The organism is Proteus terrae (assembly GCF_003144325.1).
Lineage (GTDB): Bacteria > Pseudomonadota > Gammaproteobacteria > Enterobacterales > Enterobacteriaceae > Proteus > Proteus terrae.
The window spans coordinates 202,904-226,169 of the sequence record NZ_PENS01000002.1; the positions used below are offsets into that span (position 1 = coordinate 202,904).

20 protein-coding genes are annotated in these 23,266 nt (G+C 38.8%); 11 read left to right on the plus strand and 9 right to left on the minus strand.

The annotated features are described in order from the left end of the window. Window positions 1-2 precede the first annotated feature (2 nt). The 8 genes from tssB to DK857_RS02930 form a co-directional block, all read right to left on the minus strand. Window positions 3-500, minus strand: coding sequence for a type VI secretion system contractile sheath small subunit (tssB, locus tag DK857_RS02895; RefSeq protein ID WP_088494861.1), 498 nt, complete (start codon window positions 498-500; stop codon window positions 3-5). Window positions 501-1,373: 873 nt separating this feature from the next. After that, the gene (locus tag DK857_RS02900; protein ID WP_109392812.1) at window positions 1,374-1,955 is read right to left on the minus strand and encodes a DJ-1/PfpI family protein; all 582 of its coding nucleotides are present in this window, start codon (window positions 1,953-1,955) and stop codon (window positions 1,374-1,376) included. A gap of 5 nt (window positions 1,956-1,960) precedes the next feature. After that, window positions 1,961-2,602 carry a bifunctional 4-hydroxy-2-oxoglutarate aldolase/2-dehydro-3-deoxy-phosphogluconate aldolase gene (locus tag DK857_RS02905; protein ID WP_109401507.1) on the minus strand — a complete coding sequence of 214 codons (642 nt, stop codon included), beginning with the start codon at window positions 2,600-2,602 and terminating at the stop codon, window positions 1,961-1,963. Beyond that, a complete protein-coding gene (locus DK857_RS02910) occupies window positions 2,583-3,554 on the minus strand; it encodes a sugar kinase (RefSeq protein ID WP_109401508.1) in 972 nt (323 codons plus the stop codon). Before DK857_RS02910 ends, DK857_RS02905 begins: the two co-directional genes overlap by 20 nt. Continuing rightward, the gene (locus DK857_RS02915) at window positions 3,551-4,405 is read right to left on the minus strand and encodes a tagatose bisphosphate family class II aldolase (RefSeq protein ID WP_109401509.1); all 855 of its coding nucleotides are present in this window, start codon (window positions 4,403-4,405) and stop codon (window positions 3,551-3,553) included. The genes DK857_RS02910 and DK857_RS02915 overlap by 4 nt, the downstream gene beginning before the upstream one ends. Window positions 4,406-4,519: 114 nt before the next feature. Beyond that, on the minus strand, window positions 4,520-5,995 hold the full coding sequence (locus DK857_RS02920; RefSeq protein WP_109401510.1) for a DUF2264 domain-containing protein: 1,476 nt from the start codon (window positions 5,993-5,995) through the stop codon (window positions 4,520-4,522). A gap of 54 nt (window positions 5,996-6,049) precedes the next feature. Further along, entirely contained in the window at window positions 6,050-7,660 is a 1,611-nt protein-coding gene (locus DK857_RS02925) for a sulfatase family protein (RefSeq protein WP_109392816.1), read from the minus strand. A 38-nt stretch (window positions 7,661-7,698) separates the two neighbouring features. Continuing rightward, a complete protein-coding gene (locus DK857_RS02930) occupies window positions 7,699-8,934 on the minus strand; it encodes an anaerobic sulfatase maturase (RefSeq protein WP_109401511.1) in 1,236 nt (411 codons plus the stop codon). Window positions 8,935-9,469: 535 nt separating this feature from the next. On the opposite strand from DK857_RS02930, the gene agaR reads away from it, so the two are divergent. The 11 genes from agaR (at window position 9,470) to DK857_RS02985 (ending at window position 19,486) form a co-directional block, all read left to right on the plus strand. Further along, window positions 9,470-10,249, plus strand: a complete 780-nt coding sequence (gene agaR / locus DK857_RS02935) for a transcriptional repressor AgaR (protein ID WP_109401512.1) — start codon at window positions 9,470-9,472, stop codon at window positions 10,247-10,249. Window positions 10,250-10,302: 53 nt separating this feature from the next. Further along, window positions 10,303-11,583 (plus strand): tagatose-bisphosphate aldolase subunit KbaZ, encoded by a 1,281-nt coding sequence (kbaZ, locus tag DK857_RS02940; RefSeq protein WP_109392818.1) that lies wholly within the window; start codon window positions 10,303-10,305, stop codon window positions 11,581-11,583. A 12-nt stretch (window positions 11,584-11,595) separates the two neighbouring features. After that, entirely contained in the window at window positions 11,596-12,786 is a 1,191-nt protein-coding gene (locus DK857_RS02945) for an SIS domain-containing protein (RefSeq protein ID WP_109392819.1), read from the plus strand. 24 nt (window positions 12,787-12,810) lie between these two features. Beyond that, window positions 12,811-13,305, plus strand: a complete 495-nt coding sequence (agaV, locus tag DK857_RS02950) for a PTS N-acetylgalactosamine transporter subunit IIB (protein ID WP_023581440.1) — start codon at window positions 12,811-12,813, stop codon at window positions 13,303-13,305. Window positions 13,306-13,352: 47 nt separating this feature from the next. Further along, window positions 13,353-14,120 (plus strand): PTS N-acetylgalactosamine transporter subunit IIC, encoded by a 768-nt coding sequence (agaW, locus tag DK857_RS02955; protein ID WP_098942137.1) that lies wholly within the window; start codon window positions 13,353-13,355, stop codon window positions 14,118-14,120. Further along, a complete protein-coding gene (locus DK857_RS02960; RefSeq protein WP_072063421.1) occupies window positions 14,110-15,000 on the plus strand; it encodes a PTS system mannose/fructose/sorbose family transporter subunit IID in 891 nt (296 codons plus the stop codon). Before agaW ends, DK857_RS02960 begins: the two co-directional genes overlap by 11 nt. Before the next feature lie 99 nt (window positions 15,001-15,099). Beyond that, window positions 15,100-15,534, plus strand: a complete 435-nt coding sequence (gene agaF / locus DK857_RS02965) for a PTS galactosamine/N-acetylgalactosamine transporter subunit IIA (protein WP_109392820.1) — start codon at window positions 15,100-15,102, stop codon at window positions 15,532-15,534. Continuing rightward, on the plus strand, window positions 15,531-16,700 hold the full coding sequence (gene nagA, locus DK857_RS02970; RefSeq protein ID WP_109401513.1) for an N-acetylglucosamine-6-phosphate deacetylase: 1,170 nt from the start codon (window positions 15,531-15,533) through the stop codon (window positions 16,698-16,700). Before agaF ends, nagA begins: the two co-directional genes overlap by 4 nt. 42 nt (window positions 16,701-16,742) lie before the next feature. Beyond that, a complete protein-coding gene (gene kduI / locus DK857_RS02975) occupies window positions 16,743-17,573 on the plus strand; it encodes a 5-dehydro-4-deoxy-D-glucuronate isomerase (RefSeq protein ID WP_098942140.1) in 831 nt (276 codons plus the stop codon). A gap of 78 nt (window positions 17,574-17,651) precedes the next feature. Beyond that, complete coding sequence (gene kduD / locus DK857_RS02980; protein ID WP_098942141.1) at window positions 17,652-18,407, plus strand: 2-dehydro-3-deoxy-D-gluconate 5-dehydrogenase KduD; 756 nt, start codon at window positions 17,652-17,654, stop codon at window positions 18,405-18,407. 17 nt (window positions 18,408-18,424) lie between these two features. Continuing rightward, a complete protein-coding gene (locus DK857_RS02985; protein WP_109401514.1) occupies window positions 18,425-19,486 on the plus strand; it encodes a glycoside hydrolase family 88/105 protein in 1,062 nt (353 codons plus the stop codon). 702 nt (window positions 19,487-20,188) lie between these two features. Here the strand turns inward: DK857_RS02985 and DK857_RS02990 are convergent. Further along, window positions 20,189-23,230, minus strand: a complete 3,042-nt coding sequence (locus tag DK857_RS02990) for a chondroitinase family polysaccharide lyase (RefSeq protein ID WP_109401515.1) — start codon at window positions 23,228-23,230, stop codon at window positions 20,189-20,191. Window positions 23,231-23,266: the final 36 nt, after the last annotated feature.

The following is a 23,266-nucleotide window of genomic DNA, read 5'->3' on the forward strand; positions in this document are numbered from 1 at the left end:
AATTAGTCTTTTTTCGGTGCGAGTTGAGATAACTCTTCGCGTAATTCATCACTTAATGCAGGATCTTTAAGGATATTTTCGAGTTCACGGCGAAAAGTGATGTTATCAAGGAGGTTAGATTTCAAATCACGTAAGAGATTACGCATTGCTAACATGGCGCGAAGTTGCGGTATTTGGCGAGCAACTTGTTCTGGTTCAAAGTCTGTCATCTCTTTAAATGACAGATTGATACTTTCCTCACTACCATCATTAGCTAATGTGTTTTTTACAGTAAGGTTGACGGAAGGGGAAAATTCAGTAAGAACGCTGTTGAAGTTATTTTTATTAATGTTGACCTTTTCCCTTTCTGAAAGAACGCGTTTATCCTTTCCGTTGCTGTAATCACCAATGGCCAATAGTTTTAAAGGCAGCTCAACTTTTTTCTGTGCACCACCTGTATGTAAGTCGAGTTTTATATTTACCCGCGCTTTAGGAACTTCATTTTGAAAACTATCTGACATAATAAAATCCTTATATTAAACGAATAAAGGATCTCTTGAGAGTGGGAATATTAAGTAATTTCACTACCAAGAAATTTATCTTAAGGTATTCTTTTTATATTCAATAAAATTAAATAAATCAATTTATCTTAATGTTTTTAAGAAGTATCTCTAAAATTAAAATGAAATAGAAAGAAAGAGTGTTAAGAATTATTAGAGATATATTCTATATAAATATCAGAATATGATTTTTATATTGTATTTTATTTGAATTTTCGATGGTATATTCCTATATTGAGTCGTTTTAGTTATCTTAGTTAGTATATGTACATAGCAATACACCTTATTAATAACAATTAGGTATAATAACTCATGTTACTTTATTTGTGTGCGGATAATAAAAAAAGGAAATAAAGAAATAGAAATGAAGAAAGTGAATTAAAATAAGCGTAATATTTTACACTTATTATTTTATAGTGATTAGTGCTTATTTTATTAAGTATAAACAACCAAAATAAAAAGTTTTTACTTGTATTATTATTAAAATATATTGACCTCGAATTGTTACTGTTTTATCTGTTTTTTATAATAAATAACTATTTTTATAAACATAAATTAAAATTATTCATTTAATTTTTTATTTCTGATTTATAAAATTAAAAATAATTTATCAATCTCCTTATGACAGTATTTTCTGCCATAAATTGAAACAAAATAAGTGTTAATAATCTTTTTTTGATGAATTAACGTACAGTTTTTTTTATGTATGCATAGAGAGAAAGAAGCAGAGAATAATTAATGACTAGATTAGTGTTTATAGTGTTATAGACAATGGCTTTGATAGGTATAAAAAAGGGGAGTTAATCCCCTTTATATCGTTAATAATTAATTTAGCTATTTTAGGTAGTCTAATGGCCAGTGTTTAAAATAAATATGATTAGCTTGCCAGTCTACTTTTTCTGTATTGTCGCTTAATAAATGGCGAGCTACGGTAAAGGCAAATTCAAAACTTACGCCTAATCCTTTTGCACTGATAAATTTACCATCTACAACAACATCTTGATCAAGATAATTGCCATCGTCATATTTATCTGCCAATTTATCGCCTGTGCTGTAATTACGACCTTCAAGAAGATGATGTGCTGCTAATACTTTTGCTCCAGAAGAGCATAACGCACAAATATATTTATCTTCGGCAATATGACGTTTAATAAATTGAATAACATGCTCGTTAGCGCATAAACGATCGGTGCCTTTAGGGCCACCCGGCATCATTATTGCGTCATAGCTGTGTGTCATTTTTTCAGTTAATAGAAAATCAGCACTGATTTTAGTTTCAAAATAAGTATTTAATACCAAGGTATCCATGCAAGAAAGCACATCAACATGAATATCAAGACGGCGCATGATATCAATAAAAACAACAGCTTCACCTTCTTCAAATCCATCAGCTAATAAAACGGCAACCTGTTTCATTTTATTTATCCTTTATCTGTTTTTAGTAATGAGTGGATACTCTGAATATGATTAACAATGGTTTCTTTATCTTGTTTATCAATCGTATCAGCTGTGGCAATCCAGCTTCCTCCGCAAGCAACAACTTGTGGAATAGCAAGGTAATCACTCACGTTATTTAAACTAATTCCACCCGTTGGCATAAATTGCATTTGTGCGTAAGGTGCCGCAAGTGCTTTTAATATTTTTATACCGCCAGAGGCTTCTGCTGGAAAGAATTTAACTAAGGTTAAGCCTCTTTCAAGAGCAACTTCTATTTGGCTTGGACTGTTAATTCCCGGCACAATGTCGATGCCATTATTTAGACAATAATCAACTGTACTTGGGTTATAACCTGGCGAAATGACAAAGCTTGCTCCGGCTTCTTTTGCCATATCTGCTTGTTGTGCTGTTAATACTGTTCCTGCGCATAAAATAAGCTCAGGAAAATGCTCATGCATTAGCTTAATCGCTTTAACTGCCGCAGGTGTACGAAAGGTGATTTCGGCAACAGGTAACTGATTTTGGGTTAGAATTTCACCCAGCCAGATTGCATCTTCAGCGCGATTAATTTGGATCACGGGGATCACTTTCAGTGAGGAAAGTGTATCAACAATTGACTGTGTCATAGTTATCCTTGATTAATGTATAGAATGAATCGGTGACTTTATGAGGGATGATGGCGCCATGATGTTGAATAACGAGCCCGGCTAATGTATTTCCCCATAAACAGCAAGTTGGTAAGCTGTGATTTTGTAGCCAAGCAGCAATAAAGCCAGCATTAAACGAGTCGCCTGCAGCGGTAGTATCAACAACAAGATCAATCGGTTTGGGAGAGATATAGCCGGTATCTATGCCATCGGACCAGAAAGCGCCATGAGCACCGAGTTTGACAATCACGTTTTGATTACCCCATTGATGAAGGCGTTGTGCAATATCTTGTTCTGTCAAAACGGGTTGTTGCCAAAGCATTTGCTCATCATCACCCGTAACTAAAGCGATATCGCTAAGTCTGTACAATTTTTCAAACCACTCTTGTGCATGAGGTATTGAATCCCATAAGCGAGGTCGATAATTTGAATCCACAATTAAAGTAATCCCACGCTGTTTAAGGTGGATTAATTGCGCGAGTAGAGACTCTTTTCCTTCCGGCGTTAAAATAGCAAGAGAAATTCCGCTGAGATAAATCACACTATTATCAGGAAGTGCATTAAGATGTGCTACAAAGCGGACATCAGTTGCAATATAACGTGCTGCAGCATCATTACGCCAATAGTGGAAGCTACGCTCACCATAAACATCAATTTCAATGGCATATAGGCCGGGGATTTTTTCGGGAATAGTAATAACAGATTGGCAGTTAATTCCCTCTTCTTCCCATGCTTTTTGCATTAAGGCACTGTAAGTATCAGTGCCTAAACCTGTCATATAGTACGGATGTAATGTAGGGATAAGTCGCGCTAAGTACAGCGCTGTATTTAGCGTATCACCACCAAAGCGCTGTTGTTGTGGTAAAAAAGGTTGACCACTAAGCTCTATCATACATTCGCCAATAATGGCGACAGCTCTATTTGTTTTCACAGTTTCCCATCACTTTTACAGACACGAATTTTATCTGCAACCACTGCTTTCATTGCGGCTTTACCCGGTACAAGGTAATGACGAGGATCACTTGCATCAGGGTTATCCAAGAAGTACTGCTTGATTGCGTTAGAGAAAGCTATTTTCAGTTCAGTTGCGACGTTAACTTTGCAAATACCCAAGTCAATACAACGGCGCACATCTGCATCAGGAATACCGGACGCACCATGAAGCACTAAAGGGATGTCTGTTTTTTGACGAATAATTTCTAAGCGAGCAAAGTCGAGATGAGGTTCATGTTTGTACATGCCATGTGCTGTACCGATTGCAACGGCTAATGAGTCAATTCCTGTTGCTTTGATAAATTGTACCGCTGAATCAGGATCGGTGAATAAGGCATCTTTTGTATCAACGATAAGATCATCTTCCTGTCCTCCAAGACGACCTAATTCAGCTTCTACAGTGCAATCCCAATGATGGCAGAAATTGACAACTTCTTTGACGATGCGAATATTTTCTTCGAAATGAAAATGAGAGGCATCGATCATAGCGGATCGCACACCTGAAATAACTTTATGACAGATATCAGGAATATCTTCATGGTGATCTAAATGTAGGGCAACAGGGATACGATATTGTTCTGCGGCTTGCTGACAAATAGAGATCAAATAATCACTACCTGCATAAGCAAAGGTGCTTGGTGTACCAGCTAAGATAACAGGTGATGCCATTTCAGCAGCCGTTTCCATCACAACTTGAATAGTTTCCAAGTTATGAATATTAAAAGCAGGCACAGCATAATTTTCACGCTGTGCTTTATTGAGCATATTACGAGTAGAAACCAGATACATGTTTGCCTCTCATCTTTCGTTTAATTACGAATTATAATAAACGAAAGTAATAGAAAGGTAAAAGATCTAAATCACATTTTTATTGCCTTCGTACTGAAAGCAAATGAAAGATAACTAGAAAAAATGGGCCATTTTAGAGCTATAACTGGTGATCCCTTTGCGTAATAAGTTGTTTTTTGGTCGTCTTGATTGTCCTATCACGGTTTCAGCGACTTTTTGTGCTAAGGTCTGTTTTTCTAAACGGCGAGTTAACGGTGTTTGTTTTTCCGTATAATCTTCACAAAAAATGACACTCACTTCTTGTGTTGCTTTCACTCCAGTTACTAAAGCTTGGATAGATGGAATTTCGAAACGAAAGTTATCTTTTTCGATAGGCAAAGGAAGTGAAGGCGTTTGCCATAAATTGATACGATCAGCACAATAAAGCGCGATAATCACGGCGCGTAATGACCAAAAACTACTAGCAGGACCACTGTAGTTATCAACCAAACGAGGATCGTGAGTAAATAAGCCTTGAGTAGGGGCGCCATTTTTTAATGCGCCTTGAGAAATGAAATAACGTAGACTACTTTCAAAAGCGCGTTTTGCCTCGCCTATTTTCACTGAAGGACAGTGTAAATCGACACCTGCTAATAATGGAGCAGAAACCGCAAGGCGATAGCAGGCACTACGACCAAAAAAAGGAATACCTTTTGGCGTCATAAAATAAAGGTAGTGCTGATTAAAGGTATTAAGTGATTGAGTAATAAATGTCGTATCAAATTGAGGATCAATTTGCGCTAACCAATACAACGAATAGTAAAAACCCCACGCATTGTAGTAATCATAATTACCTTTTGCACCATCACGAAACCATCCATCGCCAACATAAAACTCTTTTAATCGTTCATAGCGCCAATGGGCAATCGTGTCTTTTCCTGTGAGTGCTTTAATAACGAATTGGACGGTAAGAGGGAAGAAATGCCAGTTATTATCGACAATCTTGCAGTGATTAACTTGTTCGAACCAAGCAATAATTTGTTGTTGTGTTGCGAGTGTTAATGTATCCCATACCCATTCACGGCTTATCCAAAGAGTAAGTGCTAAATCAGATGCTTCACAAATTCGTTGATCGTAATCTTCAAGTTTTCCCCAATATCCTTTATGAAGTGGATCAGTGCCATGAATAAAGCTTTGTTTGATCATTGAAGGTAAGTTGAAAGATTGCTGATTTAATCCCATCAACATACTTTTTTTGCTACTAACAGTCCATGCAGCAAGTAGAGGAAGTACTCTGCTAACACCTTCAAGAGCATCAGTTCTTGCCGTTTGTTGCCCTGGACTTCCTGGGTAATAAGCATGAGAGTAACCCCAGACTTGGTAATGATGAAAAGCCTGTGTGACATACTGTGTCAGCATTTCACATAAAGAGAAAAGCGACCGATTTTCATCATTAAAAAAGTCAGTGATTGTTTTATCATAGCGACGATAAGCCGATTTTCTGACTAATCGTCGAATGATATTTTCCTTAAATAAGCGTTGGTAGATTTCTACGTTTGGGTGCTCATAAGGGAGTTTGGGTCGTGCTGAAGATGCAATTTTAATAGCCATTTTCGTATCTCAGAAAAAAGACGCATCCTTGCGAAACAAAACGGAGGTTGAATATTAAGGTTTTGCAGAATCCACTAATATTTGATAGTGATCTTGTCCCCAAAGAACAGGCTTTGGCTTATCTTTGATCCACTGGTAATACGCATTTTTTAGCTCTACCACTTTTTGTGGATTTTGTTTGGCAAGATCAATAGATTCGGACGGATCGTTTTTATCGTTAAAAAGTTGAGGCTGATTTTTCCCGTCATCATAAAAATAGAGCGCCCATTCACCGTCACGTACAGCCCAAGCACCTTTAGAGAGTTTTTCTAAATTAGGATTTGTAGGCGGTGTTTTACGTTGATAGGTTATCCATTGGTGATATCCATGCCAAAACTCTTGGTTTTCTTCGCTGTAATGTTTAGTGCCAGGACCTGCCCAATAAAGGTAGTTGTGAGGGGATTTTGTTGTTTCACCTTTCAGTAAAGGCATGATGTTTTTCCCTTCAACATTTAGATTGCCAGGAATAGTAATACCTGCTGTTTGCAGCGCAGTCGGTAAAATATCAAGTGCAGAGATCATCTCATCACTTTTTGTGCCAGCAGGAATAGTTCCGGGTTGATAGGCAATAAAAGGCACTCTAACGCCACCATTAAACATTTGCCCTTTAAAGCCTCTATCCATCGCATTCATTGGCATTGGTGATTCATTAACTGCGCCATTATCTGATAAGAAAAAGATCAGCGTGTTTTCTAACTCACCGTTTTCTTTTAACTTTGCAATAATTTGACCAATTCCTTCATCAGCTGCATTTAAGGCTGCGAAGTATTTGTCTGCTTCAACATTACCAGTATCAAATTTCTCCATATATTTAGCGGGTGAAGCTTGTTCTAGTGGAATATGAGGAACACTGTAGGAGAGATTAATAAAGAAAGGTTTATCTTTGTGTTCATCAATAAATTTTAATGTTTCATCTGTTAAAAGATGCGTGGTATAGCCCGGAGCTGGGACATTGACACCATTACGCCAAAAAGCAGGCGAATTCCATAAAGCTACACCTGATGCGTAATAGCTAAAGTCATAATCAAAACCACGCTCATGAGGAGCATAACCTGCTTCTGGCGTTGAAATCATGTTATCGTGATAATCACGTGTTTGCTTACTTTCATTAATTTTCGGTTTGCGAATAACTTTTGCATTATGCCATTTACCAATACTGGCGGTGGCATAGCCATTTTCTTGGAAAAGTGAAGGTAATAGTTTGATATCTTGGGGAATACCTAAAATGGCATCGTCATTACTGTAAGTACCAAAGCTTGCTGGAGAGCGCCCAGTAAAGATACCCGCTCGGGAAGGGCCACAAACAGGATGGGCAACAAATGCATTGGTCATTTTAGCGCCATTTGTGGCCATTTCACTGACATTGGGCATAGCAATGCGCGCCGCTTCTACCATTTTATTTATATCGCCTTCATAACGTGGCGGTGTGGATCTTTGCGCTAATGCATTAACATCTAAGGTATCCAGTACAAAATCAAGTTGTCCTGTACCTAAATCATCCATCACTATCAGTAAAATATTCGGCTTTTCAGGTGTACCACCTGCATTGGCTGATATTGGGATGCTTAAACACGACGTGGCAATCAGCCCCGCGAGTAAGCTTTTTTTAACAGAAGGTAAGATCACGGATTGTCTCCAGAATAAACAAGATAAAATAAAAAGAGTTACTTTAAGTAGTTTTTTTTCATCGCAGGAAGTGCATCACTAGCAAGACCTCCGCGTGAAATAGCTTGTTGCATTAATTGCATGCCTATCGCGGTATGGTGAAATATTTTTTTATAAGAGCGACATAGGTAGTTATGGCGATGTTTTTCGCCTTCAATAGCAATAATGCGATGTTTAGGGCAACCGCCATAACATAAGCTTTGCACTTCACACTGTTTGCAAAGGCTAGTTTGTTTATCATATTTATTTTGACCAAAGCGCTGTTGCTGTTTTGATGTAGCTAAATGAGCAAGGCTATTTTGATGAATATTGCCCAAATTATTGGCGGGATAAACATAGTGATCACAAGAGTAAACATCACCATTGGCTTCAATGATCAATGCCTGACCACAGGTTTTAGATTGAATACAAGTTGATGCGGGATAACCCATCCATGTGCCTAATAAACTATCAAATAAGCGGATATATATTTTCCCGATATCGCCTTGCCGTACCCATTCATCAAATACTTCAGCCATAAATTGCCCATAGCCTTCAGCTGGAACAGAAAATGGCGCTAATTGTGCATTAGGGCCCGGAGCATAATGTCCTCCGTGAGTATGAGGAAAGCGTCTATCGACTTCGACAATGGGAATAAATTGAAAGAAAGTGGAACCTAATTCTTTTAAAGCTTGATAAGTTTCTTTTCCTTTATTCCAGTTTTGGTCATTAACAACAGTGAGTGTGTTAAATTCGACTCCATATTCATTGAGTAACTTAATTGCACGTTTTACTCGTTCAAAAGTAGGGCTTCCATTGACCGAAATACGATATTTATCGTGAACAGCTTCAATACCATCAATTGAAACGCCTAATAGAAAGTGATTATCAGCAAAAAATTGCGCCCACTGGCGATTAATGGCGATTGCATTGGTTTGTACACTATTTGTAATCGTTTTGCCGTTAGCAAATTGTTTTTGATATTTGACAACTTTTTCAAAGAAAGCCAATCCTGCAAGCGTTGGCTCTCCGCCTTGCCAAGAGAAATCAATCTGATCGCCACCGTGTGATTGAATATAATCTTTAATATAACGACGCAGCACACCATCAGGCATGACTATATGACCAGCCTCTTTTTCTTCATCTTGAAAAATATTTTCTTTTTCCAGATAAAAGCAGTATTCACACTTAATATTACAGTGGTAGCTTGTAGGTTTTGCCATCATATGAAAATAAGCAGGTTGATTTAATGCCATTAGTCATTTCCTGAGTTTCTTTTTTATCCTGTTACATTACGTAAAATTTATCAAAACAAAAGAGATTAAAATCACAAATACGAAACATCGAAAGTAATTGAAAGTTATTTTCGAAAGATTAGAGTGTGGGTTTTCGATTTTAGTACTTTCGGTTTGATACTATTTCAGGATTTATTGACTATTTGAGCTATTTATCTTGATTTATTTTTCGAAAATAAATGAATGCAGTGAAGTTTTACTCTGTATTTTTTGATATATAGCTGTATTAAATCTATATTATTGTGTTTTACATAGCGATATATGGTGTAATCATAAGTATAGTGTTGCGTTATATCATTTTATTTATTGGAAACTGATGGCCTCAAGGCTATTATTGAGGCTACACGAAAATAATCGTAAGCAATCGATGATGATTCGAAACTTTGTGAAAGAGATCAAAAGTTTTGTTTTTTTGCATTGTCGGTAAAAATTAGCGTAGTAAACTACATTCGAAACCAATCGAAAGAAAGTCCTTTGGTTTCGTAAGGAGACGAAAGTGAAAGCGGCAGTTGAGAGGCGTATGGAAATCCTCGATATGGTAAACCAACAAGGTAAAGCCAGAGTCGAAGATCTCGCTGAATTATTTAAAGTCTCAAGTGTCACTATCCGCAGCGATCTAAGTTTTCTTGAGAAAAATGGTTATATCGTTCGCTCTCATGGTGCAGCAATTCCTAATACAGGATTTATTGCCGAATTGAGTATCCACGAAAAACGTGGGCAAAACGCGGGCATAAAAACATTAATCGGGAAAGCTGCCGCAACGCTGATAAAGGATGGAGACACCGTCATTCTTGACTCGGGGACAACTACTCGCGAAATCGCGACACATTTAAAGTCGCGCGAAAATGTAGTGGTCATGACTAACGGTCTGGATGTCGCAATGGAGTTAGCAAATACCTCAGGTGTGGAAGTATTAATGACCGGTGGTGTATTGCGAAAAAGTGCGTTGTCTTTTTCAGGCTCACAAGCTGAAAATAGCCTTAGAAATTACCGGTTTGATAAGGTTTTTCTGGGGGTTGACGGATTCGATTTACGCGTTGGTATTACCACACACAATGAACAGGAAGCTAGTCTTAACCGTTTAATGTGTGATATCTCAGAAACGATTATTGCGGTTGCAGATTCTACGAAATTCAGTAAATGCAGCTGTCATATGATCAGAGAATTTGGTGATATTGATATATTAGTGACCGATTCAGGTATCCCTGAAGAATATATTCAGGAACTGAAAGAGCACAAAATCGAAGTGATTATCGTCGACGATAAGGCATCGTAATTTGCTAACTCCATTAGCAACACCGCCGGTGTTGATTATGGAGTTAGTATTTAATGCATCCTTTAGAAAAGATTGTTCAGCAACACAAATCAGGCAAACAGAATGGCATTTATTCTGTTTGTTCTGCCCACCCTTTAGTAATAGAAGCAGCTCTATTACAAGCGCTGGATAATGATTCCTTTCTGCTAATTGAGGCCACCTCTAATCAGGTTGATCAGTTTGGTGGTTATACGGGAATGACTCCCGCTGACTTCTACAAATATGTCATTGAACAAGCTGAAAATGTGGGTTTTCCTATCGAGAAACTTATTCTTGGTGGTGACCATTTAGGGCCTAATCGTTGGCAACATCTTAACGCTGAAGAAGCGATGGCAAATGCAGATGTGTTGATTGCACATTATGTTGCCGCGGGTTTTAAAAAAATTCACCTCGATTGCAGTATGTCTTGTGCTGATGATCCTATTCCTTTAACGGATGAAATTGTGGCGTCTCGTGCAGCACGCCTTGCTGTGATTGCAGAAAACACAGCAAAAGAGACATTTGGCACAAGTGATATTGTTTATGTTGTTGGTACAGAAGTTCCCGTTCCGGGCGGTGCCGCTGAAGAACTTGATACTGTTGAAGTGACTTCACCTGATGCTGCACGTAAAACATTAGAGTGCCATCGCCAAGCTTTTCAAAATATGGGCGTTGGTGATTGTTGGGAACGCGTTATTGGTCTGGTTGTGCAACCCGGCGTTGAATTTGATCATACGGGTATCATTGATTATCAATCAGAAGAAGCACAAGCATTAAGCCAAGTGGTAAATGATTATTCTCATCTTGTTTTCGAAGCACACTCTACGGATTATCAAACTAAAGAAGCTTATAAACAGCTAGTTCATGATCACTTTGCTATTTTAAAAGTAGGGCCTGCATTAACTTTTGCAATGCGCGAAGGTTTATACGCACTTTGTTCTATTGAAGAAACATTATTCCCTCAAGAACAGTGCTCTAAATTACGTGAAAAAATGGAACAATTGATGTGCCGTGAACCGGGCTTTTGGCAAAAGTACTATCATGGTGATGAGCGTCAACAAGCCTTTGCTCGAGTATATAGTTTTAGTGATCGCATTCGTTATTACTGGCCGGATGCTGAGATTAATGCCGCCATCGACACATTAATGGATAACTTATCCGTTAAACCTATTCCATTACCGTTACTAAGCCAATATCTGCCTTATCAATTTACCCAATTTAGAGAAGGCATGATCGACGGATCACCTGAGTCTTTTGTTATTGCGAAAATTCGTGATGTGTTATCGGTTTATGCCGATGCGTGCTATGTCCATTAATTGAGGGAAACCATGGAATATTTAAGTTATCAGACCGCTCAATTAGAGCAACTGAATGCATTTTGGACTGCAAAAGAAATTGAGCAACAACCAGAATGTTGGAAGAAAACATGGCAATCAGTAAAAGAAAAACGTGCTGATATTGAAGCCTTTCTAAATGAAGCGCTGGCAGTACCTCATGCGCGAATTATTTTGACTGGAGCGGGTACGTCTGCATTTGCTGGGAAAGCATTGGCTCCTATTTTAAGTGGTCATACAAAACGTCGTGTCGATGCGATTGCAACAACCGATTTAGTGGCTGATCCACAAGAATATTTAGCAGAAGACATTCCTACTTTATTGATTTCTTTTGCACGTTCCGGAAATAGCCCTGAAAGTGTGGCTGCATTAGATGTTGCGACTGAATGTCTATCACAATGTTATCACTTGGTGCTGACATGTAATGCAAGCGGCAAGCTTTATGAGTATTGCCAAAATAACAGCAGTGCATTGGCATTGTTGATGCCTGAAGAGTCCAATGACCGTTCTTTAGCAATGACCTCTAGCTTTTCATCCATGATGATGGCTGCGGTAACTATCTTTTTAGGTGATAACGTTTTTAGTGATTCGATTGCTCCTTTTTTTAGTCACTATAAAGCGCAGTTTAATAAAGCAAATCAAATTATTAGAGATAAATACGCGGGTAAGTTTAAACGGGTTATTTATCTTGGAAGCGGTGGATTGCAAGGTTTAGCGCAAGAAGCTGCGTTGAAAATGTTAGAGCTTACAGCGGGTAAAGTGGTTGCGAGCTTTGATACTCCATTAGGTTTTCGACATGGGCCTAAGTCTATCGTAAATAAAGAAACTTTAGTGGTGATGTTTTTCTCTAATGATCCTTATACACGTCAATATGAGACTGACTTATTACGAGAGGTTATTCACGATAATGCATCAGGCAAGGTGATCGCGATCACCGCACGAAATGATAACTCTTTCTCACCAGAGAGTTTTGTTTATATTCCTGCGTTAGAGAACTGTTCTGATGTGGCGCTATTGTTCCCTTACTTGATGTTGGCGCAATCATTCGCATTTCACAGTTCCATTGCACTAGGGAATACGCCTGATAACCCATCTCCGACAGGAGAAATCAACCGTGTTGTACAAGGCGTCACAATTTATCCGTTCTCACACAAAAAAGACGACACACAGTCTGCTTTAAATTAATAAAATATAATAAGAGAGCTAATCATGAACACACCGAATATTGTCTGGACCCGCATTGATGAACGTTTACTCCATGGTCAAATCCGTATTACATGGGGTAAACATACAGAAGCAAACCTGATTTTAGTGGCTAATGATGATGCAGCAGAAGGCCCTAATGCCGCATTTATGCAAGCAGGAATGAAAGCATCAGCAGGTGGTGAATACGCTGTTCGCTTCTTCTCTATTCAAAAAACTATTGATGTTATTAGTAAAGCATCTCCTCGTCAGAAAATTTTTGTTTTGTGTAATAACCCGAAAGATGTTGCCCGTTTAGTGGAAGGTGGCGTGCCCATTACTCACTGTAATGTTGGCAATATGCATTTTCATGAAGGGAAACGCCAAATTGCGAAAACCGTGTCAGTCAATGATGCCGACATTGAGGCGTTTAAAAGCCTCGTTGCAAATGGGGTCACTTGCACAATCCAAAACACTCCCGATCAGACACCCGTTGATGTGTTAGCGCTCGCATCAGCCTGATAATTTCCTGAACAAAAAACCTGCATTAGCAGGTTTGAGGATTATTTATGATTTTTGAAGCTTCTTTAGTGGCTTTATGGGCCTTTTTTTGCGGTATAGATAAGTATGACGTTGCATTAAATATTCACAGACCACTCATTACAGGGCCTGTTGTTGGTCTGATTATGGGTGATATGCAGGTTGGATTGATTGCAGGTGCAACGTTAGAACTCGCGTGGTTAGGATTAGTTCCTAACGCAGGCGCTCAGCCACCTGATGTGACTTTAGGTACGATTGCTGCGGTTGCTTTTGCGGTAATGACAAACCAATCACCTGAAGTTGCTATGGGGATTGGTATGCCTATTGCGGTGTTAATGCAAATGCTCGTGATTGGTTTCTTTGCTATGACGGCTTTCACAATGGGGAAAGCGGATAGATATGCGGAAAGAGCTGATGCTGCCGGAGTTTCTCGGCTACTTATTATCACAATTACGGTACGTTCATTACTCTATGCTTTAGTCGCCTTTGTGACGGTCTACTTTGGTGAACATGCGGCTCAATGGATTGATGAGAATACTCCAAAAGTGTTGCTTGAAGGCTTAGGCATCGGAGCGAAAATGGTTCCTGCTATTGGTTTCGCAATGTTGTTGAAAATCATGTGGTCAAAAGAAGTTGCAGGTGTGTTCTTCATTGGTTTCGTGATGACAACCTATCTAAAACTCCCAATTATGGCGGTCGCTATTTTAGGTGCATCAGCCGCCGCGCTCTACTTCTTCTTTAGTGGTAATAACAAAAATACAAGTCAGCAGAATGAGGATTTCGAAGATGGTATCTGATAATAGCACCGCATTGAAAACGCAGGATAAAACAGAAACGGGTTCTTTGATTGATGGCATTGACGAATATCAAGATACCACTGTCAGAAAAGTTATCACTAAAGGCGACCTTTGGAAGTGTGCATTCCGCGGTTTATTTATGGAAGGTAACTTTAACTTTGAACGTATGCAAGGTGGTGGATTTGCCTTCTCGATTATCCCAGCCTTAAAGAAAATTCATGGGAACAATAAGCGTGACTATGCAACATCACTGAAAAACCATCTGCAATTTTTTAATGCCAGTCCTAAGCTGTTCACCTTTTTATTGGGTACAGCCGTTGCAATGGAAGAAAACAAAGAAAAACCATCGACTGTTAACGTCATGAAAGTTGCGGGAATGGGGCCTACAGGGGGGATCGGTGATGCTATCGACCATATGACCTTGATGCCACTGACATTAGCGTTGGGCGCATCTATTGCAATGGAAGGTTCGATTGCGGGACCTTTTGTTTTCTTCTTTTTATATCAAATTGTGCACTTTTTAGTGTATTTCGGGCTGATGTTTATGGGTTATCGCGCGGGAACCGCTGCGATGGTCAATATGAGTGATGCCACTGAAAAGCTGGCTAAAGCCGCCAATATTATGGGGATTTTTGTTATCGGTGCGCTGAGTGCAACTTTTATCAAGGTGCAAACCACCGCCTCGCTGGAGCTGGGAGGAAAGGTGGTTGAATTACAAACTGCGCTCTTTGACAAAATTATGCCGAACTTATTACCTCTGTGCTTAGTTTTTCTTATGTACAAAATGGTGAAAAGCACCGGTTTTTGGGGCAAGCCTCCGGTATTGATTTTCTCAACTCTTGCATTTGGCGTTGTCGGTCACGTATTAGGGTTCTTATAACAGAAAGCCTTTATAGCCGTCGTTATTGTCAATCGAAATACATTATTAACTTGCTATAAACGGGCAGGAGGGTCTTCTGCTGCCCGCAAGGAGTCACTCATGATTGGTCTTATTGTTTCAGGACATCTTAATTTTGCCTCTGGTATGGCATCAGCTGTAAAAGCGATTGCTGGCGAGCAGGAAGATATCGCATTTATTGATTTTGTTGAGTCAATTTCTCCTGATGAACTTGAAGAAAAAATGCGTGAAGCGATCAACTCAATGTCATGTCAGCAATATCTATTCCTAACAGATTTACCAGGTGGAACCCCTTGTAATCGTGCAATGGCCATTATGATGCAAAATCCTGCCGTTGAAGTATTAGCGGGTGTGAATCTACCGATGATTGTTAATGCAGCTTTCGAACGAGAAGGATGTTCAATATCAGAGTTAGTGCAAATATTACGCGAAATAGGTCAAGACAGTATTCAAGATATTCGTGAGCAATTGGCACAAATAGACAGCAATGATGTTGAAGAAGAAGACGGTTTATGAGCCAGCAATATGCCATTTTAGCCGATCGAACTTTTACACCAGAAGGTATTCGTTATCTTTGCTATGTCCGTGTTAAAGGCGATGTCATTGAGTCAATCACTACGCAAGCACCAACAGATTGCCCCATTATTCGCCTAAAAGGGAAATCGTTATTACCCGGTTTTGTGGATATTCATATTCATGGCCGTGAAGGTGCCGATGTAATGGATGCGACTCAACAAGGGTTACAAACTATTGCTGATGCTTTAGTGAAAACAGGTGTAGTTGCATGGGTTGGTACAACTGTTACTGCGCCTATGGATGATATTCGCCAAGCATTATCACAAGTACGTGAGTTTTTGTCGGAACCACAAACTTCTGGCGCACAGTTACTTGGGAGCTTTTTAGAAGGGCCTTATTTTACTGAGCGCCATAGAGGCTCTCATCCTGTGAAATATCTAAAAGCACCAACGATATCAGAGCTAGAAACATTGCTTGAAAGTGCGGGGGACACATTATTGCGTGTCGCTGTTGCGCCGGAAGCACAAGGTTCGATGGAGGCGATTGATTGGTTGGTCAATCGAGGCATTAAGCCTAGTGTGGCGCATACAGCGGCAACTTATGAACAAACATCAGATGCTTTTTTACATGGTGCTGATTGTGGCGTGCATTTGTATAACGGAATGACGGGACTTCATCATCGTGAACCGGGATGTTGTGGTGCCGTGTTGTATCACAATGTATTGGCGGAATTGATTGCAGATGGCATTCATGTTCACTCCGTTATGATGCAATTAGCGTATCGCATGAAAGGTTATCAACAACTCGCTTTAATTACAGATTGCATGCGTGCTGGGGGATTACCTGACGGTGATTACACGCTGGGCGCTCAAACAGTTAGCGTCTCCCAAGGTCAGGCAAAAACAGCAGATGGCTCTTTGGCTGGGAGTACATGTAGTTTAGACAGTGCATTAAGAAATATGGTGCAACTAGCACATGTTCCTGAATGGGAAGCAGTACAAATGGCAAGTGCGATCCCAGCTGAGTATCTCGGTATCGGCGACAAATTGGGTTATATCAAAGTTGGGCGACAAGCCAGCTTTGCTGTGGTGGATGAATGTTTTCATCTCACCGATACATTCATCAGAGGAAATCATATTTACTCTGTATCCGGGGAAAATGTATAGCTTTTCAGTTATGCACCCATCAGTAAAAATGAGGTATTTATAATGGAAATTCGTCAGCCAATTCATAGTGAACATGCTAAAAGGCTTGATACAGAAGGACTTCGCAAGGAGTTCCTGATAGAAAACCTATTCTGTGAAGGGGAAATGAATCTCACTTATAGCCATATAGATCGTATTATTGTTGGCGGTATTGTTCCTACAACACAGCCTTTAGCATTAATGGCGGGTAAAGCCTTAGGCGTTGATTTCTTTTTAGAAAGACGTGAGTTAGGTGCCATTAATATTGGCGGTGCTGGTAAAGTGGTTGTTGATGGTGATGTCTTTGACATTGGTCCTCGTGAAGCGATTTATATCGGAATGGGCGCTAAAAGTGTCGAATTTACCAGTGACAGTGTAGAAACGCCTGCACGTTTTTATATGAATTGTGCACCAGCTCATCATACTTACCCAACACGCAAAATAACGCAGCAACAAGCATCACCAGAAAAAATTGGTAATGCAGAAAACTGTAACGTTCGTACTATTTATAAATTCTTACACCCTTCAGTTTTGCCAACATGCCAATTATCTATGGGGATGACGGTTCTTGAACCGGGTAGCTTATGGAATACCATGCCTTGCCATACTCATGAACGCCGTATGGAAGTGTATCTCTATTTTGATATGAAAGATGACAATGTGGTTTTCCATTATATGGGAGAGCCAACGGAAACTCGTCATTTGGTTGTTCGTAACGAACAAGCAGTGATAAGCCCTAGTTGGTCAATTCACTCTGGTGTGGGCTCAGCATCTTATACCTTTATTTGGGGAATGGTCGGTGAAAATCAGGTCTTCCACGATATGGATCATGTGGCAATGAAAGATCTGAAATAACCATAAATAGTTATATTTTCTTCTTACCCTACATATAAAAAGGTGTGGCTATAAAGCCACACCTAAGAGGTTATTGTTATGAATTTATTCGATTTAAATGGCAAGGTTGCTATTGTTACAGGTTGTAATACCGGGTTAGGTCAAGGTATGGCTATTGGTTTAGCCAAAGCAGGTGCAGATATTGTTGGCGTTGGGATCCAAGATGCACCAGAAACTCGCCAACAAGTAGAGGCACTGGGGCGCCGTTTTCATTACATTACGCAAAATTTAATGAAACAAGATGGATTACAAGCGCTGGTGGATGAAGCCATTTCTGTTATGGGGCGCATTGATATTTTAGTAAATAATGCCGGTATTATTCGTCGAGAAGATCTTTTGGAGTTTGGTGAAAAAGATTGGGATGATGTGATTGATATTAATCAGAAAACACTATTCTTTTTATCCCAAAAAGTGGCTCGCCAATTTGTGAAACAAGGAGAGGGTGGCAAGATAATTAATATTGCTTCTATGCTCTCTTATCAAGGTGGCATTCGTGTGCCTTCTTACACCGCAAGTAAATCTGCAGTAATGGGACTAACTCGCGCATTGGCGACTGAACTCTCTCAGTACAATATCAATGTAAATGCAATTGCTCCGGGCTATATGGCAACAGATAACACGGCCGCTCTGCGTGCTGATGATGCTCGTAATGCCGCTATTGTAGAACGTATTCCTGCTGGACGTTGGGGAACACCTGAAGATGTTGCAGGTCCTGCGATTTTCTTAGCCTCTAAAGCCAGTGACTATGTTAATGGATACACCATTGCCGTTGATGGTGGTTGGTTAGCTCGTTAATTTCATGGAGAAATAGGATGGAACACGCTAATACAGAGACTTTGCAAAGAGAGCTTGTATTACAAAACATGAAGCGAGTGTATCGTTATCAATCGGCTAATCAAGTTCGCAGTGTTCGTCGCCGTAGTGGTAAAACCCGTTTTATTAAAGACACAGATTGGGAACGTGGTGTTTTATGGAGTTGTGTAAGTGCAGCATGGCAAGCTACACAAGATGAAGAATATCTTAATGGCATATTGAATTACACATTACATACAGGGTTTAGAACAGGTCCTAATGCGCGTTTTGCTGATGATCATGTTTGTGCACAAGCTTATCTCGCTATTAGCCCGCTTTTTGAACAACCTGAAGTGATTGAACCAACAATCAAAGCATTTGATATCATGCTCAATGAGCCAAAGCCTGGCCGTGAAGATTGGTGGTGGTGTGATGCACTTTTTATGGCGCCTCCAGGATTTGCTGCATTAGCCGAAATCACCAATGAGCGACGTTATTTAGATTATATGCACACAGCTTATTGGGATGCGATTGACCATTTACGTGATCCTAAAACAGGGCTTATCTTCCGTGATCATCGCTATATTCCTGATGGTCAAGGCAATGAATTGCGTGAAGCTAATGGTGAAAAAGTATTTTGGAGTCGTGGTATAGGTTGGGTTTTAGCTTCGATACCGCGTATCTTAAAATATATGCCTGATGATTATCATGGCCGTGAACGTTATATTGCATTATTTAAAGAATTAGCGACCTCCATCCTAGATTATCAACATGAAGATGGTTTTTGGCGGACTAGTTTACTCGATCCTGATAATTTTCCTGCACCAGAAAGTTCAGCAACAGCGCTATTTTGTTATGGGTTAGCATGGGGAATTAATCAGGGAGTATTAGAGAAAGATGTGTATTGCCCCGCATTAAATAGAGCATGGTCAGCATTACAAACCTGTATTCATGACAATGGCATGATAGGTTGGGTTCAACTTCCGGCATTTAACCCTCGTGAAGTGAAGTTCGAACATAATATGGATTATGGTGCTGGTGCTTATTTATTAGCAGGAAGTGAAGTTTTAAATCTTTTGTAACATTGCTAGAGCTTTGATATTGACGCTTTGTTGTTTTTCTTGCGCTTTACATGCCTTCCGCGCAATATTTTCCTATCTAGGATGCCGACCAAAAATAAGGTCGGCTTTTTTATTTTTAATATAATAAGAGGTAACAGATTACTGTTACCTCTTATTATAAATTTGGGTGCTTAGATTAAACCGTAATCACTTAATGAGAAAACTGCGGGGGATTAATCCCCCACAAGGCTAGTGTTTATTATTGATAAACTTAAACTGAACATTTATATATTCACTATTAATGGTGAAATTCTCGATTGGATTATTGTAGAATAAAATTATCAGTAATACCGTGATATTTATACTAATAACAATCACACTAATCAGAGAATATTTGTTCATCTTCTTGACAGCTCCTTTATAAGGAGGCAGAATCAAATTGTTAGGGTTTGAGTCCGCCTCGGTGAATATAAAATATATTTTCCGGGGCTTTTCTCTTTCTGGTGTTTGCAAAATGCTTGAACCAGATTGATCCAAGCACCCGCGCAGAGGATAACAAAATAAACATCGAGCACAACACATTTATTCTCAATAATAAAGCTATCGATTTGTTTTTTCTTTTTTAAATAATTAATTTATTCGTTAACTTGTTTTTAATTTTTTAATAAAAAAGAGTCTCGATATTTTTATACCGAGACTCTTTAGTTTATAAAGTTACGAAATTTACTTAACTAAATTAATAACAGTAGGTGTTGCCTGTATTGTTGTTGTCGTAATAAGAGTGTTGTTATTGTGGTGCTTAATAATAACACCGGGTTGAGGTGTCGTTAATTTCCATATTCCTTTTACGGTAATAGTACTATTTGTTGATTGCGATTCTGCTGTAAGCCAATGACGAGAATAAACACTAACTTCGATTTGATCACCTTTATCATCAAATTGATCTTTTTCTCTACCTTGATATAAATTTAAATCAGGATTAACAATACTTAATGTTAATTGCTGATTTTGTATTTTAGCCATGACCATAACCGGCGCATCACTGGATAATAATGTTGCATCCGCTGACTTTAACTTAGTGGCTTCAAAAAAAGCATATCCCTCTTCTTGGGTTATTTTATCTTTTACCGCATGAAGCTGATCATTATGTTGTAATACTGTGTATTCGGGAGCTTTATTATTTTGTGCTTCGATAGCTATTGCATATTCATAATTTGCATTACTCGGTGCTTTACCATGAGAAATAACAGCTGTTGCAAATAATTGTTCTGTTGGTTTTGAATTTCTATCATCAAGTGAATGTTGTTTTTGATAACTAAACTCTACGGTTTGTCCTTTAGTCAGCTTATATAAATTACCGGCAGGATCAATTAAAGTATCTGCATTATTTAAAGTTAACTGAGTACCTAATTGATTAATCTCTTTGCCATTAATTATCACTGATTGTAATTTAGGAACAGCGAACTGGAATAGTGTTGTTTCTGTTGAATGTTGCTTATCATCATTTTCAATACCTGAGCCTAAAGCGATCACTCTATTATCAAATAAGAAATAGGATTTATTTGCCTTCAAGCTCTGTTGTTGATATTTACTGTGGCCATGTAATTTCATAGCAAACATACTGTTGTTATTTAATGTATTGGCACCAGAATAACTCTCAGTTGAAAGCAACATTTCTTCAATACCCGCACTAGGTAATTGATTAAGTTTTGCCTCAAGTTCGTTATATGGAAGATGAATTGTGGTTGTTCCTGGGTATCGATTCCAATCCCATCCGGCATGGCTAAACCCTGATTGAGTTAAATCAGCTGGAATAATTTCTAATTGTCCATATTGTAAATAGCGTCCATAACGATTGTTATTCTCATAACTTTCATTACCAACAAGATAGCGACTAAAACCACGAGCAATTGCAAGCCAGCTTTGTTGTGGTGACTGGGCTGATGCTCTGCGTTGTATTGCCATTGACGCATAATTCATTGCCCATGCACCAACAGGTTCATTTTCAGCCTTAATACCTTCAAAATGTGCTTTGTTATCTAATTTTGCATAAGCGGCAGATAATGTGGGATCTAACTTCTGTTTACCATCAGGAGTTCCTGCTAAGGCCATCCATTTAAATGGAGCTATCCCAATTTTATGTAATCCTGTGGGATGACGGCCACTTAATACCACAGGAATTTGTGTCTCTTTAGTGTAGATCCGCATTTTTAAAAGAACATCTTTTAAACGCTCATGAGCTGAAGTTGATAAGCGAAAAGGAGAGTCACTTAATGCATAAACACTCGGTGCTAAACCCCCAAATGCGTCTTTAGCGTAGGCTGGATAATGTTGTGAATGATGAAAAATAGAACCATCGGATTTGAAACCACCGGCAACGCCTTTTGAACTTAGTATGGTTTTATTGAGCCAGCTTTGCAGTTGTGCTAAAGCTTGTTGGCGTTGTTGATAATCTGGCAACATCAGTAAGCTTTTTATCATCCACTGTAATTGAGTATTGAGAATATCAACGTTCGCATCAACGATTTCATCATCTTTTTCGAAAATTCGTCCAGTGGCGTTGTACCACATCATCGCTTGTTGAGTGGGTGCTAAAAGGTTGTTTTTTGCGAGAATATGACGACCAATAAACCATGCATCAAAAAGCTCTCTGGTTTGATAGCCAACATGAGTAATAATTTGATAACCACTACCTCGTGTAAAACCTTGTTCAAGAACGTAACGAGTTCCTAATAAATAGAGATCTTCTAATTTTTTTCGATCGGTTGCTGATAAGGAATTACTACGCAAGTAAATAGCAGTTTGAAGAAGTGTTTTACCCACATCTCTTAGCATATTAGCATCAAGCAATGCTTGTTTTGTCTCATCACTAAATACACCTTCGACTTTCATAAAGTTTTGCCGGTTAGGATGATCTAGTGCTTTCCCTGTTATTGAACCATCAGCGTGTTGTGTTAATTCTAATTTTTCCCAGAGCGCTAAATTTTTATTTAGCATGTCAGAGGTGATTTTTTTCTCACTACTAATTCCCTGATAATACTCAAAACGCTGGTAAATTGATGCCATCTCAGCTTGATCGTCATGAAATTCGGTATCGAAATTTAGAGTTGGATAATGCGCTTTAAACATCTGATCGTACATCAGTAAAGCACTCCAGTTTTTACTGACCATGGTATTTACTGCATTATTTACGTACGGTGTTTGATAGTCAGGAACTGCCCAACGATTATCTAAAGGTACACTCATAATAATTTGATCAAAAAATAGAGTTCCAGCCTGATTTGGGGCAGCTATCACTAATTGATCAAATTGACCTGTTGCTGTGCCTTGCATATCACGAAAAGGAATTGCAATACCTCTCCATCCCGTAAAATCAAGTTGAGTATCGAAACTTAATACAATTTTATTATTTTGTTTAAATGCAAATGTTAATGGGGAAGATTGAGGTTTCTCATTATAAATCCACATCATAAAAGTGAGTGGTGTCGCTGTATTTTTATCATCTTGGTAATTAACAATATTATTTAGTGTTAATGTTGTTTGTGGTTGATATTGCCATTTGAGTGATTGTTCACCATCTTTAGCATGCTGTTTGCTCAGTGATAATTGATTATTATCTGAAGTGGTGAGGGTATTAGGTATTTCACTCTCAAAGAGATAAATATCACCGAAAGTTTCATGGGAAAGAGAAGGTAATGCCTGTGTGGGTAATGATAAACATAAGCTTAATGCTATTGCATGTGCTAAAGGATTTTTTATTAGCATAATCAGATTTCCTGCAAATAAAAAAGGAACGCAAGT

Bases quoted from the DNA above. Each gene is read 5' to 3' on its own strand.
- agaW (WP_098942137.1), top strand. From the start codon at position 13,353: ATGATTTTTGAAGCTTCTTTAGTGGCTTTATGGGCCTTTTTTTGCGGT.
- kduI (WP_098942140.1), top strand. From the start codon at position 16,743: ATGGAAATTCGTCAGCCAATTCATAGTGAACATGCTAAAAGGCTTGAT.
- DK857_RS02985 (WP_109401514.1), top strand. From the start codon at position 18,425: ATGGAACACGCTAATACAGAGACTTTGCAAAGAGAGCTTGTATTACAA.
- DK857_RS02960 (WP_072063421.1), top strand. From the start codon at position 14,110: ATGGTATCTGATAATAGCACCGCATTGAAAACGCAGGATAAAACAGAA.
- DK857_RS02990 (WP_109401515.1), bottom strand. From the start codon at position 23,230: ATGCTAATAAAAAATCCTTTAGCACATGCAATAGCATTAAGCTTATGT.
- kbaZ (WP_109392818.1), top strand. From the start codon at position 10,303: ATGCATCCTTTAGAAAAGATTGTTCAGCAACACAAATCAGGCAAACAG.
- DK857_RS02915 (WP_109401509.1), bottom strand. From the start codon at position 4,405: ATGTATCTGGTTTCTACTCGTAATATGCTCAATAAAGCACAGCGTGAA.
- DK857_RS02945 (WP_109392819.1), top strand. From the start codon at position 11,596: ATGGAATATTTAAGTTATCAGACCGCTCAATTAGAGCAACTGAATGCA.
- agaV (WP_023581440.1), top strand. From the start codon at position 12,811: ATGAACACACCGAATATTGTCTGGACCCGCATTGATGAACGTTTACTC.
- DK857_RS02900 (WP_109392812.1), bottom strand. From the start codon at position 1,955: ATGAAACAGGTTGCCGTTTTATTAGCTGATGGATTTGAAGAAGGTGAA.
- nagA (WP_109401513.1), top strand. From the start codon at position 15,531: ATGAGCCAGCAATATGCCATTTTAGCCGATCGAACTTTTACACCAGAA.
- DK857_RS02920 (WP_109401510.1), bottom strand. From the start codon at position 5,995: ATGGCTATTAAAATTGCATCTTCAGCACGACCCAAACTCCCTTATGAG.
- kduD (WP_098942141.1), top strand. From the start codon at position 17,652: ATGAATTTATTCGATTTAAATGGCAAGGTTGCTATTGTTACAGGTTGT.
- agaF (WP_109392820.1), top strand. From the start codon at position 15,100: ATGATTGGTCTTATTGTTTCAGGACATCTTAATTTTGCCTCTGGTATG.
- DK857_RS02905 (WP_109401507.1), bottom strand. From the start codon at position 2,602: ATGACACAGTCAATTGTTGATACACTTTCCTCACTGAAAGTGATCCCC.
- DK857_RS02930 (WP_109401511.1), bottom strand. From the start codon at position 8,934: ATGGCATTAAATCAACCTGCTTATTTTCATATGATGGCAAAACCTACA.
- tssB (WP_088494861.1), bottom strand. From the start codon at position 500: ATGTCAGATAGTTTTCAAAATGAAGTTCCTAAAGCGCGGGTAAATATA.